This window comes from Acidimicrobiales bacterium (assembly GCA_036399815.1).
Classification (GTDB): Bacteria; Actinomycetota; Acidimicrobiia; order Acidimicrobiales; family DASWMK01; genus DASWMK01.
The window spans coordinates 14169-28982 of the sequence record DASWMK010000202.1 but is presented as its reverse complement, the minus strand read 5'-3'; the positions used below and the strand labels follow the sequence as shown (position 1 = coordinate 28982).

14 protein-coding genes are annotated in these 14814 nt (G+C 72.8%); 4 read left to right on the top strand and 10 right to left on the bottom strand.

Translation table 11 applies throughout. The annotated features are described in order from the left end of the window. The first annotated feature begins 19 nt into the window (after positions 1-19). Positions 20-475: a hypothetical protein gene (locus VGB14_15155; protein HEX9994265.1), complete on the top strand. Its 456-nt coding sequence runs from the start codon at positions 20-22 to the stop codon at positions 473-475. 40 nt (positions 476-515) lie between these two features. Here VGB14_15155 and VGB14_15150 read toward each other — a convergent pair whose 3' ends face one another. From VGB14_15150 to VGB14_15130, 5 genes are read right to left on the bottom strand one after another with little or no spacing between them, the layout of a single operon-like run. Continuing rightward, a complete protein-coding gene (locus VGB14_15150; GenBank protein ID HEX9994264.1) occupies positions 516-1394 on the bottom strand; it encodes an ABC transporter ATP-binding protein in 879 nt (292 codons plus the stop codon). Further along, complete coding sequence (locus VGB14_15145; GenBank protein ID HEX9994263.1) at positions 1391-2413, bottom strand: ABC transporter ATP-binding protein; 1023 nt, start codon at positions 2411-2413, stop codon at positions 1391-1393. Before VGB14_15145 ends, VGB14_15150 begins: the two co-directional genes overlap by 4 nt. After that, positions 2403-3395, bottom strand: coding sequence for a branched-chain amino acid ABC transporter permease (locus VGB14_15140; GenBank protein ID HEX9994262.1), 993 nt, complete (start codon positions 3393-3395; stop codon positions 2403-2405). Before VGB14_15140 ends, VGB14_15145 begins: the two co-directional genes overlap by 11 nt. Before the next feature lie 24 nt (positions 3396-3419). Continuing rightward, entirely contained in the window at positions 3420-4748 is a 1329-nt protein-coding gene (locus tag VGB14_15135) for a branched-chain amino acid ABC transporter permease (GenBank protein HEX9994261.1), read from the bottom strand. 60 nt (positions 4749-4808) lie between these two features. Beyond that, entirely contained in the window at positions 4809-5609 is an 801-nt protein-coding gene (locus VGB14_15130; protein HEX9994260.1) for a dienelactone hydrolase family protein, read from the bottom strand. Positions 5610-5632: 23 nt separating this feature from the next. Here VGB14_15130 and VGB14_15125 point away from each other — a divergent pair, with 23 nt between their 5' ends. Then, positions 5633-6010 (top strand): FKBP-type peptidyl-prolyl cis-trans isomerase, encoded by a 378-nt coding sequence (locus VGB14_15125; GenBank protein HEX9994259.1) that lies wholly within the window; start codon positions 5633-5635, stop codon positions 6008-6010. A 4-nt stretch (positions 6011-6014) separates the two neighbouring features. Here the strand turns inward: VGB14_15125 and VGB14_15120 are convergent, their stop codons facing one another. The 4 genes from VGB14_15120 to fdhD form a co-directional block, all read right to left on the bottom strand. Beyond that, positions 6015-6710: a chlorite dismutase family protein gene (locus VGB14_15120; GenBank protein HEX9994258.1), complete on the bottom strand. Its 696-nt coding sequence runs from the start codon at positions 6708-6710 to the stop codon at positions 6015-6017. A gap of 9 nt (positions 6711-6719) precedes the next feature. Further along, positions 6720-9194, bottom strand: coding sequence for an AAA family ATPase (locus VGB14_15115; protein HEX9994257.1), 2475 nt, complete (start codon positions 9192-9194; stop codon positions 6720-6722). A 10-nt stretch (positions 9195-9204) separates the two neighbouring features. Beyond that, positions 9205-9804, bottom strand: a complete 600-nt coding sequence (locus VGB14_15110; protein ID HEX9994256.1) for a hypothetical protein — start codon at positions 9802-9804, stop codon at positions 9205-9207. Positions 9805-9904: 100 nt separating this feature from the next. Further along, positions 9905-10708 (bottom strand): formate dehydrogenase accessory sulfurtransferase FdhD, encoded by an 804-nt coding sequence (gene fdhD, locus VGB14_15105; protein HEX9994255.1) that lies wholly within the window; start codon positions 10706-10708, stop codon positions 9905-9907. Between the two features lie 19 nt (positions 10709-10727). On the opposite strand from fdhD, the gene VGB14_15100 reads away from it, so the two are divergent. Beyond that, positions 10728-11966 (top strand): MFS transporter, encoded by a 1239-nt coding sequence (locus VGB14_15100; protein HEX9994254.1) that lies wholly within the window; start codon positions 10728-10730, stop codon positions 11964-11966. Further along, a complete protein-coding gene (gene nagA, locus VGB14_15095) occupies positions 11963-13060 on the top strand; it encodes an N-acetylglucosamine-6-phosphate deacetylase (GenBank protein ID HEX9994253.1) in 1098 nt (365 codons plus the stop codon). Before VGB14_15100 ends, nagA begins: the two co-directional genes overlap by 4 nt. Before the next feature lie 73 nt (positions 13061-13133). On the opposite strand, the gene groL is transcribed toward nagA, so the two are convergent. Beyond that, a complete protein-coding gene (groL, locus tag VGB14_15090) occupies positions 13134-14756 on the bottom strand; it encodes a chaperonin GroEL (GenBank protein HEX9994252.1) in 1623 nt (540 codons plus the stop codon). Positions 14757-14814 lie beyond the last annotated feature (58 nt).

Sequence of the window (14814 nt, the reverse complement as noted above, 5' to 3'; positions counted from 1 at the left end):
TCAGACGGAGACGACCCTCGTGGCTGACGCCATCCTCGTGCAACCAGGCTCGAAGCCATGGCAACCGGGCGACGGCTCGTCCACGAAGCTCGTCGAAGTTCTCCACGAGTACGATGTGCCACTTGTCGGCGTCGTGAGCCAGTGCGGCGTCGACTACGTCTTCTCGTGCCTCGCTGGAGAGGCCGAACCGTTCAGCCTGTGGTGTTACGCCTTGCTCTCGGATGACGACCGCGAGCGCCTCGACGCCGCCTCGACACAGGACGAACTGAACGAGCTCGTCGATGAGCTGATGGAGCCGCCCTGCGTGCTCGCCGCCGCCGGCGAGGGCTACGGCATCATCGCCTCACGCGCCGTGCAGGCACGGGGCGCCGTGGAGCAGTCGATCCAAGAGCTCGTCGGGGCCGTCGGCGAGTGGACGAGCCGTGTGCGGCGTGGCGCCGAGGAGTACGCGAGCAGTCACCTCTGTTCCGCCTGAACGATCACGCACCTGCTGCGAGCGACCGTCGAGCGACTAGCTAGCGGACCTTGGCGAGGGTGCCGAGGTAGAGCTCGATGACCTTCGGGTCGTTGAGGAGCTGGTCGCCCGTGTCGGTGTAGGCGTTGCGGCCCTGGTCGAGGACGTAGCCGCGGTGGCAGATCTGGAGGCAGCGGCGGGCGTTCTGCTCGACCATCACGATCGACACGCCGGCGGCGTTGATCTGGCGGCAGCGGATGAAGACCTCGTCCTGGTACGCGGGCGACAGGCCGGCCGAGGGCTCGTCGAGGAGCAGCACGGACGGGTCCATCATCAGCGCCCGGCCCATGGCGAGCATCTGGCGCTCGCCGCCCGACATCGAGCCGGCCCGCTGCTTGCGCCGGTCCTTCAGCAGGGGGAACAGCTCGGCCACGAACGCGAACCGCTGGTCGAACTGCTTGGGCCGCAGGAACAGGCCCATCTCCAGGTTCTCCTCGACGGTGAGCCGGGGGAACACGTTCTTGTTCTGCGGCACGTAGCCGATGCCCTGCCCGACGAGCTTGTGGGCCGACTGGCCGGTCACGTCGTCGCCCCGCAGGAACACGTTGCCCTCGCGGATCGGGATCAGCCCGAACAGGGCCTTCAGCAGGGTCGACTTGCCGGCCCCGTTGGGCCCGATCACGCCGACCAGCTCGCCCTCGGCCAGGGTGAGGTCGACGCCGTTCAGGATGTTCACGCCGGGCACGTACCCGGCGACCACCTGGCGGACCTCGACGAGGTGCTCGCTGCCGTTCGCCGACCGCGTGCCGGTGCCCGACCCCGTGGCGGTGGCGGTGGCGGTGGCCGACGAGGCACCGTCGTTCCCCCTCGCGCCGTCCTCCTGCACCTGCGGGGTCCCGCCGGCGTCGGCGGGCGGCCGGAAGGCCTGGTCGTCGCTCACGTTCGCTCCGGGGGCTCAGCGGTCTCGGGCGTCGTCTGGCGGCCGTGCGGGTCGGCGCCGGGCAGGTCGGCGACCGGCGTGGTCACCTCGCCGTCGGCGCTCTCGGCCACCGCCTCCTCGGCGGCGATCGCCGCCTCGGCCTGGGCGAGGATGGCCTGCTCCTCCTCGGCCGTCATCGGCGCGTCGTGATGGGCGCCGAGGTAGGCGTCGATGACGGCCTGGTTCTCGCCCATCGACTCGGGCGGGCCCTCGGCGATGATCGACCCCTGCGCCATCACGACGACCCACTGGCTGATGTCCTGCACGACGTCCATGTCGTGCTCGACGAACAGCACGGTCATCCCCTCGTTGCGCAGGTCCTTGATGTGACCGAGCAGCGACTGGGTGAGCGCGGGGTTCACGCCGGCCATGGGCTCGTCGAGCATGACGAGCTTCGGGTCGCTCATCAGCGCGCGCGCCATCTCGAGGAGCTTGCGCTGGCCTCCCGACAGGGTCCCGGCGAACTCGTCGCGCATGTGCGCGAGCTTGAACCGCTCCAGCAGCTCGTCCGCCTTGGCCTCGATCTCCCTCTCCTGCGCCCGCCAGGTGCCGGGCAGGAGGGCCCGCACGAAGTTCTCGCCCCGCTGGCCGGTGGCCCCGAGCTTCATGTTGTCGAGCACGCTCATCTTGGCCAGCGCCTTGGTCAGCTGGAACGTGCGGACCATGCCGACCCTCGCCACCTTGTGGGCCGGCATCCCGGCCATCTTCGCCCCCTGGAACACCCACTGGCCGTTGTCGGGCTTGTCGAACCCGGTGAGCAGGTTGAACAGGGTCGTCTTGCCGGCCCCGTTGGGGCCGATCAGCGCGGTGATGGCGCCGGTCTGGATCTCGAGGTGGTCGACGTCGACGGCCTTGAGCCCGCCGAAGCGGCGCTGGACGCCGTCGGCCACGAGGATCGGGTCGGGCTTGGCCGCGCCGGGCTCGGCGGCGACGCCGGCGAGCGGGTTCACCGCCAGCCGGCCGGGTGCGTCAGCGGGCATCGAGCGCGATCTCCCTCCGGTCGCCGAAGATCCCCTGCGGCCGGAACACCATCAGCACGGCGAGGCCGACCCCGACGAGCATGAAGCGGACCTGGCCGACCTGGGTGCTGTCCATCAGCCAGGTCGGGATGTAGTCGGCCGAGATGGCCTGGCGCAGGAGGTTGTCGGTCAGCGCCAGCAGGCCCCAGAACAGCATGGAGCCGAGGATGGGCCCGCCGATCCGGGCGGTGCCGCCGAGGATGAGCGCCGTGTAGGCGAAGAACGTCACCGGCGTGGAGTACGAGTCGGGCTGGACGGACTGGGTGCCGATGGCCAGCAGCAGCCCGCCGAAGGCGCCGATGATCCCGCCGAGCACGAGGCTCTGCATCTTGTACGAGTAGACGTTCTTGCCGAGGCTCCTGGCCGCGTCCTCGTCCTCCCTGATGGCCTTCAGCACCCGGCCCCACGGGCTGCGGATGAGGAGGAACACGAGGACCGACAGGAGGATGACGAGGAGCCACCCGACGGTGAGGACCCAGGCCCTGCGCTCGTCGAACTTCACGAACCACAGCCCGTAGGTGCCGTTGCCGTAGGGGTTGAGGTCGTAGAAGGCCTGGGCGAAGCGGCTGAGGCCCGACGATCCGCCGGTGATCTCCTCGAACTCCACGGACCGGGCGATGAGGCGGATGATCTCGCCGGCCGCGATCGTGACGATGGCCAGGTAGTCGGCCCGTAGCCGCAGGGTCGGCAGGCCGAGCAGCAGGGCGAGCACGAGCGCGAGGACGAGGCTCGCCACCACCCCGGCCCACAGCGACAGGTCGTAGTAGTTGACGGTGACGGCGGCGCCGTAGGCACCGACGGCCATGAACCCGACCTGGCCGAAGTTCAGCAGCCCGGTGTAGCCGAAGTGCATGTTGAGGCCGACGGCGGCGAGCGCGAACACCACCGCCTCCAGGCCGAACATGGCCGTCACCGAGTTGTCGATGATCGATCCCCAGTCCACCGGCCCTCCCCCGCGCCCGGCTCGCTACCCGATCCGCTCCGCCCGGCCCAGGATCCCCTGGGGCCGCACGAGGAGGACGAGGATCAGGATGAGCAGGGCGCCGACGTTCTTGAGCTCGTCCGCGATCCAGATGGTCGAGACGCTGATGAACACCCCGACGACGAGGCTGCCGACGAGCGCGCCGTAGGCCGTGCCGAGCCCGCCGAGCGTGACGCCGGCGAACATCAGGAGCAGGAGCTGGAACCCGACCTGCCAGCTCACCTGCTGGTTGAGGCCCTGGAGGACGCCGCCGAGGGCGGCGAGCGCGCCGCCGAAGACCCACACGAGCAGCACCACCCGCTGGGTGTCGATCCCGGAGGCGGCGGCGAGGTCGCCGTTGTCGGCCACGGCCCGCATGGCCTTGCCCAGCCGGGTGCGCTGGAGGCCGAGGCCGACGAGGAACAGCACGAGCAGCGAGACGAGGATCGAGTAGAAGGTCTTCGGGGCGATGTCGACCGGGCCCCACTGCCAGGCCCGCTGCACGGCGTACTGGGCGTAGGGCCGGGTGCGGCCGCCGAACTGGTACAGGAACACGTACCGGAACAGCAGCGACAGGCCGATCGAGATGACCAGCATGGCGATCAGGCCGGTGCCGCGGTTGCGCAGCGGCCGCCAGATGACGCGGTCCTGGAGCGCGCCGGCCAGGCCGCCGACGATCACCGCGATCACCGTCGCCGGGAAGAAGTGGATGTCGAGGTTGACGTTGACGTACCAGGCGACCAGCGCGCCGAACGTCACGATCTCGCCGTGCGCGAAGTTCGTCAGCCCGGTGGTGCCGAAGATCAGCGAGAGGCCGACGGCGGCCATGGCGATGATCAGGCCCAGCTCGATGCCGTCGACGAGGCGCTGGAGGGCGCGGTCGATCTCGCTGTTCCCGCCGCCGACCGTGCCCCGCGCCTCCTCGCTGGCCGCGAACCGGAACAGCAGGGGGCGGGCCTGGTTGGTGCGGATCGGGAAGCGCAGCGGGTTGGGCGCCCCCTCGGCCAGCTCGACCCCCTCCGGCAGGGTGTCGACGTCGAGGGTCGCCGTGTACTCGCCCGGCCCGGGGAGCTCCAGCTCGAAGGTCCCGTCGTCGGCCGTCGTGGCCGTGCCGACCTCCTGGCCGTCGGCCGTGGCGACGACGATGTCGACGCCGGCGACGGGGTCCTCGCCGCTCTTCAGCGTGCCCCTGACCCGTTCCCCCTGCGGCGCCTGCGCGGACGCGGGCGCGGCGAGGCCGGCCAGTGCGCCGAACGCGAGCATCACCGCCATCGCCCCCGCCAGCAGGGCGAGGAGCGGGTGCCGCCGCCTCCCTACCTCAGTGACCTCCGACACGATCGCCGGAGTGTAGGTCGCGTCGCGACGCCAGGTGGCACCGCTTCGGTCGCCGGATCGTCACGATCCGCCGACGAGGCGGTCGCGGAACAGGGCGAGCACGCGGTCGAGCGCGTCCCGCGTCGGGTGGCCCTCGCGGTCGACGAGGTGCTCGGTGAGCACCGAGTGGGCCTGGCTCGGCAGGTCCCACGGGTTCCCCGGCGACGAGTCGATCTCGACGGCGACGAACCCGTCGCCGAGCGCCTCGCGCAGGTGGGCGAACCGCTCGGGCGGCGACAGCCGGTCCCCGGTGAAGCGGAGGCCGAGCACGCACAGCCCCTCGTCGCGCACCCGGCCGCGCACGACGGCGAGGTCCTCGTCGGACACGTGCAGCTGCCGCCGGCGCGCCCGGGTGACCGGCAGCGGGAGGCTCGGCTGGCTGAGGACGGGCGCCAGCACGGCCGGCTCGACGGCCATGGCCAGCGCAAAGTTGCCGGTGAGGCACATGCCGACGGCGCCCACCCCGGGACCGCCGCAGCGCTCGTGCTCGGCGACGGCGAGGGCGCGCAGCCACGAGGTCACCGGCGACGACCGCCGGCCGGCGAGCAGCGCGAACTCCCGCGACACGCACACCCGGCCGAACGTGCGCAGCCCGTAGGCGGGCGACGGCGGGCGCCCCGGCTCGCCGAACAGGTGGGGGACGACGGCGGTGCACCCGATGGCGGCGACCCGCCGGGCGAAGGCGGCGACGAGCGGGGTGATGCCGGGGATCTCGGCGACGACGACGACGGCCGGGCCCGACCCGGCCCGGTACACGGGCCGCTCCCGGCCGCCGGCGGCGAACGTCGTGCGCTCGAACCCGGCCAGGTCGTCGTCGGCCACGACCGCAGCGTAGGGTCGGCGCCATGGCGCCCACGAAGCCCGAGGTGACCGTCCCCGGCGGCCCGCCGCCCGGCAAGGCCCTCCAGGTCGAGGACCTCGAGGTCGGCACCGGCGACGAGGCGGTGCCCGGCAAGCGGGTCGAGGTCCACTACGTCGGCGTGTCCTGGTCGACCGGGCAGCAGTTCGACGCGTCGTGGGACCGGGGCGAGACGTTCCGGTTCAAGCTCGGCGGCGGCCAGGTGATCCCCGGCTGGGACCAGGGCGTCGCCGGCATGCGGGTCGGCGGCCGGCGGCGGCTGACGATCCCGCCCGCCCTCGGCTACGGCGCGCGCGGCGCCGGCGGGGTGATCGCGCCGAACGAGACGCTGGTGTTCGTGGTCGACCTCGTGTCGATGGGCTGAGCGCTCAGCGGCGCACGAGCCGGTCGACCAGCTCCTCGACCGGCGCCACGATCCCCGTCACGAACGGCCCGAACTCGGCGTACAGGGCCGAGGCCTCGTCGAAGCGCATGGTGTAGACGACCTCCTTCAGGTCGTCGTGGGTCACTGCGAAGAGCGTGACCCCCCACTCCCAGTCGTCGAGGCCGGTCGACCCGGTGACGAGCTGCACGACCCGGCCGGCGAAGTTGCGGCCCGACCGGCCGTGCTCGTACATCAGCTCGAGGCGCTGCTCGTACGGCAGCCGGTACCAGTTCTGGCCGGGCTGGCGGCGCTTGGACATCGGGTAGAAGCAGAACGCCGTCCTGCCCTCCGGCGGGAGGGTCGGGCGGAGCCGCTCCCGCTTGGCCCGCTCCGGCACGTTGGCGGCGTACTCGGACAGCTCGGTCCGCGACACGTAGGAGTCGACGAGGTCGAGCCCGGCGGCGGCGAGGTCGCCCTGGAGCTCGCGCAGGCGCCACAGGTCGGGGCCGACGGCCATCACGCAGAGGTCGGCCTTGTGCCCGAGCACGCCGACGGTGACGACCTGGTGATCGCCGCCCTCGGCCCGCTTCACGGCGGCCACGACGGCCTCGGGGTCGGTCGCCGGGGTGACCTTCCAGAACAGGTGGACGACCCCCCTGGTGTCGAGGGGGGCCGGCTCCGGCGAGGTCGCGTCGCTCACGACCCGAGGCTACCGACCGTTGCCGCGGCTCCCGTTGCCGCCGTGGTGGGGCACCTCGTAGACGTAGGGGCCCGGGCCGGGCGAGCCGCCGTTGCCGGCCACCGCGCCGACCGGCACGGCCGCCGGCGGCGTGTAGACGGGGAGGGGCACGTCGATCGCGCTGTGGCGCCGGTGGGCCTCCAGGGCCCGCTCGTGGTAGCGCTCGGCCAGCTCGATGAACTCCGGCAGCTTGTAGGGGCGGCCGTCGATCATCGGGCCCTGCCGGCCCTCCAGCACGGCGATGACGTCCTCGCCCGAGAGCGTCTTGTACGTCTCCAGGGCGTGGGCGAGGGCCAGCACGTCGGACCGCGAGTCCCGCAGCAGCTGCTCGGTGGCGTTGAACAGCCGGCGCAGGTTGCCCTCGATGCGCTCGCCCAGCGGGCCGGAGATCAGGTCCTCCTGCTCGTCCTCGGGCTTGTCCGGCCGGGGGCCGCCGCCCCCGCCGACGCCGAGCTCGCGCTTGACCCGGTGGGAGGCGATCGTCGACCCCATCCCCCAGTAGCCCTCCATCATCGTGGCCAGCCGGGTGGACTTGGCGAGGTCGCCGCCGACGCCGTTGGTGTTGTCGCCCTCGAAGAACAGCCGCTCGCCGGCGAGGGAGGCGAGCGCCGACATCAGGTCGGCCTCGTACTCGGAGCGCCAGTTGAACATCTGGTCCTCGGGCGGGATCCAGGCGACGAAGCCGCCGGTGTCGCCCCGCCGCTCGATGGTCGCCATGTCGATCACGACGTGGCGGCGGGTGCGGTAGGTGACGACGGCGTGGCACGCCTCGTGGATGGCGGTGGCGTGGCGCTCCCGCTCGATGTACTCGGCGTCGTCGGGCGGGCCGTGCTCCTTCAGCTGCTTGGCCCGGACGATGTCGGGCCAGGTGATCGTGGAGCGACCGTCGCGGATGGCGATGATCAGCGCCTCGTTCACCATGTCCTTGATCGTGGCGCCCGTGCCGTAGGGCGTCATGACCGCGAGCTTGTCGATCTCCTCGTCGGACAGGTTGTGGGCGACCTTGGCCAGGTAGCCCTCGTAGGTCCGCTTCCGTCCCTGCTTGGAGGGGTAGCCGACCTTGTAGATGCGGTCGATGCGGCCGGGGCGGAGCAGGGCCTCGTCGAGGGCCTGGGGCATGTTCGTCGCCATCATGACGAGGATCCGGTACTTGGGCGGCGGCTTGGGCCGCATGCCGAGCACCCGGCGGACGACCCGGTTCATGAAGCCCCTCGGCTTCTTCAGGCCGGACAGCTCGGTGAGGAGGGCCTGGAGCGTCCCCATGCCGCCGCCGCCCATCCCCCCCATGCCGGCGATGATGCGGTCGGACAGGCCCGAGGGCGGCGCGGTGGCCGGCAGCTCGGCCTGGTGGAGGGCCCACTGGGCCTGGGGCGACAGCCAGGCGTCGCCGTTGCAGGCCGGCGCCGGGTCCCAGGCCGCCTTCGGGGCGATGGCCCCGAACCCGGGCTGGGTCTGGAGGCCGCGGTTGCCGAGGGCGTCGGCCTCGTCGAAGAACACGATCACCCCGCCGTAGCGGACGGCGAGCTTCCGCAGCTTGCGGAACAGGCCCTTGACCTTGAGGATGCCGACGCCCATGAACATGTTGATGAACGCGCCGGGGTCGACGAACACGAACGGCTTGCCGGTCTCGCCGGCCACCGCCTCGGCCATCAGCGTCTTGCCCGTGCCGGGCGGGCCCCAGAGGAGGATGCCGCCGGGCACGTAGCCGCCCTTGGCCTCGATGGTCTCCGGGTCCTCCAGGAAGACCATGTTCTCCTTCACCCGGTCGACGACCGCGTCCTGGCCCCACACGTCGGAGAACCGGGTCTTGATGTCGTCGGGGAAGTAGACGTCCACCCCGCCGCGGGACAGGAACCAGAACAGGCCGACGAACTGGAAGATGACGAAGAAGAAGCCGAAGGCCAGCTGGAGGACGAAGGGCAGGATCGTGTAGAGCCGGGCCGGCAGCTCGAACAGCGCGGTGGCCGGGTGGACGTCGAACAGGACGCCCATCACGACGCTGAGCAGCGCCAGCGCGGCGAGGACCTTCAGCGCCCTCGCGATCCGGTAGCGGTTCCAGTCGTTCAGGCGCCCGGCCCGCCGCTCGAAGCGGCCGAACACCGACTCGCTCCAGAACCGGTGGTAGCCGGGCGAGCGCTCGGCCACGAGGAAGTGGAGCTGGCGGACGACCTCCAGCCCGAACAGGGCGAACAGCCACCACTTCGACGAGACGGTGTCCCGGAAGGCGTCCCCCGTGGTGATGATCGGGTTGTCGGACAGGTTCGACCAGACGAAGAACCAGAACAGGAGGACGAACAGCAGGAGGAACTTCACCCGGTCCCAGAAGGCGAGGGGCTTGCGGGTGGGGCGCTCGTCCCGGCCGGCCGCGACGTGGTCGGGCGGCGGGACGGGCCCGCTGTCGTGGTCGGGCCAGGCCAGCCCGGCGTGACCCCCTTGGTCGGTCATCGGTGCTCCCTCAGTCCTTCGGGTCGATCGTCCAGGAGTCGAGCAGGCGGTCGATCTCGGTGCGGTAGCGGTCGAAGCAGGACGACAGGCAGGCCACCTGGAGCTGGTACAGCTTCGTGGTGGCCGGGTCGAGCATGGCGATCTGGGCGACGGTGGCGAAGTCGCCGCCCGTGGTCTTCACGTTCAGCACGATCCGGTTGCCGTGGTAGCCGTCGTCGGTGACGACGTCCTGGTAGTCGACCAGCTCGATGCTGTCGTTGCCGTCGGCGATCAGGGCCAGCGGATCGCCCTGGCCGTTGATGGCGAGGCCCCGCAAGGTGGACAGCGACACCGTCGAGCGGTCGCTCTCGCTCGTGTAGGTGACGATCTTGGCGAACCCGACGGGATGGTCGCCCAGCTCGCCGAGGTGCTCGAGCGACGGGTCGGGCGAGGCGTCGAACACCACCTGCCACGGCCGGTCGGGGGCGACGGCCTCGGGCCGGTCCTCGACGGTGACCTCGAACAGCTCCCAGTCGTCGGGGATCTTGAAGTAGGTGCCGGCGGAGCGGTTCGTCACGTACTGGTAGCCCGACCCGCTGCAGGCGCCCGCGAGCGCGGCGACGGCGAGCACCACCGCCAGCGCACCGGCGCGCCTCCCCCGACGACCCCTCCCCGCGGCCATACCCGATTCTCTCAGGCCGGGGGGCCGGTTCGCACCGCGGGGGGCATGGTCATCTGCGCACGTCCTCCGGCGCGTAGACGTTCAGGCGGCCCTCCCTGGCGAACCCGGCCAGCATGAGGCCGGCCACCCTCGCCGTCTCCACCGCGAGCGACGACGGCGCGCTCACGGCCACGACGGCCGGGAAGCCGGCGGCCCACGCCTTCTGGACGATCTCGAACGACGCCCGCCCGCTGACGACGAGGCCGAGGTCGCGGGCGTCGTCCATCCGGTGGGCGAGCAGCAGGCGGCCGACCACCTTGTCGACGGCGTTGTGGCGGCCCACGTCCTCCCGGACGACGACGAGGTCGCCGCCGGCCGTGAACGCCCCGGCGGCGTGGACCCCGCCCGTCGAGGAGAACAGGTCCTGGGCCGACCGGAGGGCGGCGGGCGCGGCGGCCAGCACGTCGAGGTCGAACCGGCGGGGGGCGGGCAGCGGGTGCAGGCGCCGGCGGACGGCGTCGAGCGAGGCCGCCCCGCACAGGCCGCAGGACGACGTGGTCGTGGTCAGGCGGGCCTCCGGCACCGGGGCCCGGCCGCCGGTCTCGACGTGGACGACGTTCCAGCGGCGGTCCTCGGGCGGCCCGACGGCGCAGCTGCGGCACCGCTGCACGGCCGCCCCGCCGAGCAGCCCCTCGGTCCAGCAGAAGCCGGCGGCCAGCTCGTGGTCGTGCCCCGGCGTGCGCATCGTGGTGGTCACGAGGTGGCCGTCGAGGCGGATCTCGAGCGGCTCCTCGACGACGACCTCGTCCGGCGCCCGGCCCAGCCGTCCGCCGGCGAGCCTGTGGACCAGCACCTTCGCCGTGCGACCGGCCATCGCTGCGAGGCTACCCGGCGTGACCGACGAGCCTCCCGGCGAGCCGCTCCGCCGCAACCGGGACTTCACCCTGTTCTGGTGCGGCCAGCTCGTGTCGACGCTCGGGTCGAGGATCACCTCGATCGGCTACCCGCTCCTCGTGCTGGCCGAGACGGGCTCGGGCGGCGACGTGGGCGCCGTCGCCTTCGCCCAGGGCCTCCCGTTCCTGCTGTGGTTCCTGCCCGCAGGGGCGCTGGTCGACCGGGGCGACCGCAAGCGGATCATGCTCGCCTGCGACGTCGTCCGGCTGGCCGGCCTGTCCGTGCTGGTCGGGGCCATCGCCGCCGACCGCCTGTCGGTCCCGCTCGTCGCCGCCGTCGCCTTCGTGGAGGGCACCGCGTTCGTGTTCTTCGAGCTCTCCGAGGCGGCGGCCCTCCCCCAGATCGTGCCCCGCCGGCACCTCGCGTCCGCGCTGGCCGGCAACCAGGCGAGGGTCCAGGGCGCCGACCTGCTCGGCCAGCCGGCCGGCGGCCTGCTGTTCTCCGTCGGCCGGGCCGTGCCGTTCGTGGCCGACGCCGCGTCCTACCTCGTCTCGTTCGTCACCCTGCTGTTCGTGCGGCCGGCCTTCCAGGGCGAGCGGGCGCCGAGCCCGGGGCTCGCCCGGCTGGGCGCCGAGATGCGGGAGGGGATCGCCTGGCTGGCCCGCCAGCCCGTCCTGCGGGCCATCGTGGTGCTCGTGGCCGGCAGCAACCTGGCCTTCAACGCGCTGACGATCGTGCTGATCCTCCGGGCCGAGTCGCTCGGGGCCTCGCCGGGCGTGATCGGCGTGATGCTCGCCTTCTTCGGGGCCGGGGCCATCGTCGGGTCGGCGGTCGCCCCGCGCCTCACCCGCCGGCTGTCGCTGCGGGCCGTCGTCGTGGGGTCGATGTGGGCCTGGGCGGCGTCGATGGTCGCCCTCGCGCCGCTGCGCTCGGCGCTCGCCCTCGGCGCGGTCGCCGGGCTCGGCGCCGTCGTCGGCCCGGTGTTCAACGTCGCCGTGGCCGCGTACCGCTACGCGGCGACCCCCGACGAGCTCCAGGGGCGCGCGCTCAGCGCCGCCCGGGCCGTCGCCTGGGGCACGATCCCGCTCGGGGGCCTCGCCGCCGGCCTGCTGGTCGAGTCGGTGGGGGCGGCGCCGGCGCTCGCCGTGCTCGGCGGCTACATGGTCGCCGTCGCCGCCGTCGCGTCGGTCCTCCCGAGCCTGCGCCGGGCCGCCGAGCCGCACCTGGTGGCGCGGTGAGCGACCTCGCCGTGCTCGGCGGGCCGGTCGACGTGGTCGTCCGCGGCGGCCGCGTCGTGCCCGGCCCGGCCGGCGGCCTGCCGACCCTCGACGCCACCGGGCTCGTCGTCGCGCCCGGCTTCGTGGACCTCCAGTGCAACGGCGCGGGCGGCATCGACCTGACGGCCGAGCCCGAGCGCCTCTGGGAGGTCGGCGCCCTGCTCCCCCGCTGGGGGGTGACGGCCTGGCTGCCGACGATCGTCACCTCGCCGGCGGCGGCCCGGGAGCGGGCGCTCGCCGCCCTACGGGCCGGTCCGCCGCCCGGCTGGGTCGGCGCCACCCCGCTCGGGCTGCACGTGGAGGGCCCGTTCCTCGCCCCCGACCACCGGGGGGCGCACCCGCGGGCGCTGCTGGCCCCGCCGTCCCGGGAGGTGGCCGCCGGCTGGTCGCGGTCGGCCGGCGTCCGGGTCGTCACCCTGGCCCCCGAGCTCCCCGGCGCCCTCGACCTCGTCCACGACCTCACCGGCCGGGGGGTGGTCGTTTCCGCCGGCCACACCGGCGCGTCGCTGGAGGAGGCGACGGCCGCCGTCGACGCCGGCGCCCGCTGGGTGACCCACCTGTTCAACGGCATGGCGCCGCTCCACCACCGCCGGCCCGGCATCGTCGGCGCCGCGCTGACCGACCGCCGCCTGCGGGTCGGGCTCATCGCCGACGGCCTCCACGTCCACCCGGCCACCGTCGCCGCCGTGTGGCCGGCCCTCCGGGGCCGGCTGACCCTCGTCACCGACGCCGTGGCCGCCCTCGGGGCCCCGCCCGGCCCGGTCCCGCTCGGCGACCGGACGGTGACCGCAGGGCCCGACGGCGTCCGCCTGCCCGACGGCACCCTGGCCGGGAGCGACCTGTCGATGGACCGGGCCGTGCGCAACCTGGCCGCGTTCACCGGCTGCCCCCTGGAGGAGGCGGTCGCCGCGGCCACGGCCGTGCCGTGCGCGCTGCTCGGCGAGGCCGACCGGGGCACCCTGGCCCCGGGCGCCGCCGGCGACCTCGTCCTGCTCACCCCCGAGGGCGAGGTGGCGGCGACGATCGTCGCCGGGACGGTGGCCTGGCCGACCTGACCCTGGCCGGGACGCGGAACGGCCGCCCCGAGGGGCGGCCGTCCTGGTGTGCTGCGGCGGAGTGGTGCGACGCCTAGAAGTCCTCCATGCCCCCGCCGGGCATCGCCGGGGCCTTCTCCTCCGGCTTCTCGGCGATGACCGCCTCGGTGGTGAGGAACAGGGCGGCGATCGAGGCGGCGTTCTGCAGCGCCGACCGGGTCACCTTGGTGGCGTCCGGCACGCCGGCCTTCAGCAGGTCCTCGTACTCGCCGGTGGCGGCGTTGAGGCCGTTGGCGCCCTCGAGGTTGCGGACCCGCTCGACCACGACGCCGCCCTCCATGCCGGCGTTCAGGGCGATCTGCTTGAGCGGCTCCTCGACGGCCCGGGCCACGATGCGGGCCCCGGTCGACTCGTCACCCTCGAGCTTCTGGGCGAGGTCGAGGATGGCGGCCTGCGAGCGCAGCAGGGCCACGCCACCGCCGGGCACGACGCCCTCCTCGATGGCGGCCTTGGTGGTGCTGACCGCGTCCTCGATGCGGTGCTTCTTCTCCTTGAGCTCCACCTCGGTGGCGGCGCCGACCTTCAGGACGGCGACCCCGCCCGACAGCTTGGCCAGGCGCTCCTGGAGCTTCTCCCGGTCGTAGTCCGAGTCGGTGTTCTCGATCTCGTTCTTGATCTGCTGGATCCGGCCCTTGATGTCGGCCTCGGAGCCGCCACCCTCGACGACGGTGGTCTCGTCCTTGGTCACGACGACCTTGCGGGCCGTGCCGAGCAGGTCGAGGGTCGTGTTCTCGAGCTTGAGGCCGACCTCCTCGGAGATGACCTGGCCGCCGGTCAGGATGGCCATGTCCTGGAGCATCGCCTTGCGGCGCTCGCCGAAGCCGGGGGCCTTGACGGCGACCGACCGGAACGTGCCCCTGATCTTGTTCACGACCAGGGTGGCGAGGGCCTCGCCCTCGACGTCCTCGGCGATGATGGCCAGCGGCTTGCCCGACTGCATGACCTTCTCGAGCACCGGCAGCAGGTCGCGCACCGAGGAGATCTTCGAGCTCACGAGGAGGACGTAGGGGTCCTCGAGCACGGCCTCCATGCGGTCCGGGTCGGTGACGAAGTACGGCGAGATGAAGCCCTTGTCGAAGCGCATGCCCTCGACCAGGTCCATCTCCATGCCGAAGGTGTTGGACTCCTCGACGGTGATGACGCCGTCCTTGCCCACCTTGTCGATGGCCTCGGCGATCATCTGGCCGATCTCCTGGTCGTTGTTGGCCGAGATGGCCGCGACCTGGGCGATCTGCTCGCGCGCCTCGATCTCCTTGGACAGGCTCCTGAGGCTCGACACGGCGGTCTCGACGGCCTCCTCGATGCCCCGCTTGAGGCCCATCGGGTTGGCGCCGGCGGCGACGTTGCGCAGGCCCTCGCGCACCATGGCCCACGCCAGCACGGTGGCGGTGGTGGTCCCGTCACCGGCGACGTCGTCGGTCTTCTTGGCGACCTCCTTGACCAGCTCGGCCCCGATCTTCTCGTAGGGGTCCTCGAGCTCGATCTCCTTGGCGACCGACACACCGTCCTTGGTGATGGTCGGGGCGCCCCACTTCTTCTCCAGCACGACGTTCCGGCCCTTGGGGCCGAGGGTGACCCGCACGGCGTCGGCCAGCTGGTTCATCCCCCGCTCGAGCGCACGCCGGGCGTGCTCCTCGAAGGCGATCGTCTTCGGCATCCTCGCTCCTTCAGCCGTTTCGTGGCTAGCACTCTCGAAAGGCGAGTGCTAACGCTAG

Coding starts and splice junctions, on each gene's coding strand:
- VGB14_15145 (HEX9994263.1), bottom strand. CDS start 2,413: ATGCCCGCTGACGCACCCGGCCGGCTGGCGGTGAACCCGCTCGCCGGC.
- VGB14_15125 (HEX9994259.1), top strand. CDS start 5,633: ATGGCGCCCACGAAGCCCGAGGTGACCGTCCCCGGCGGCCCGCCGCCC.
- VGB14_15115 (HEX9994257.1), bottom strand. CDS start 9,194: ATGACCGACCAAGGGGGTCACGCCGGGCTGGCCTGGCCCGACCACGAC.
- fdhD (HEX9994255.1), bottom strand. CDS start 10,708: ATGGCCGGTCGCACGGCGAAGGTGCTGGTCCACAGGCTCGCCGGCGGA.
- groL (HEX9994252.1), bottom strand. CDS start 14,756: ATGCCGAAGACGATCGCCTTCGAGGAGCACGCCCGGCGTGCGCTCGAG.